At 72.2% G+C, this 255-nt stretch carries 1 protein-coding gene; it reads right to left on the bottom strand.

Going from position 1 to position 255, the window contains the following annotated elements; genetic code table 11:
* On the bottom strand, positions 1 to 255 hold a 255-nt coding region (locus tag FS767_RS22390; protein ID WP_144968269.1), incomplete at both ends, for an ATP-binding cassette domain-containing protein.

The raw sequence follows: 255 nt of genomic DNA, 5'->3' as shown, positions 1-255 counted from the left end.
GCTCGTCGAGCAACAGCAGCCGTGGGCGACCATAGAGTCCGCGGGCGATGGCGACCCGCTGGGCCATGCCGCCGGAGAGTTGCTTGGGCAGCAAGGCGCCCTGCCCCTCCAGCCCGACGTCACTGAGCAACTGCGCCGTCCAGGCACGATCGAAGCGCGCGCCGTCGGCGAAACCGACGTTGGCGGCCACGTCCAGCCAGGGCATCAGCCGCGGCTCCTGGAACACCACGCCGACGCCCTGGCTGGCGGCGGCCA

It is taken from the genome of Pseudomonas sp. DE0010 (assembly GCF_007680745.1).
Lineage (GTDB): Bacteria > Pseudomonadota > Gammaproteobacteria > Pseudomonadales > Pseudomonadaceae > Aquipseudomonas > Aquipseudomonas parafulva_B.
Note: the sequence above shows the minus strand (reverse complement) of the source record. Positions and strands in the feature narration are given on the sequence as shown.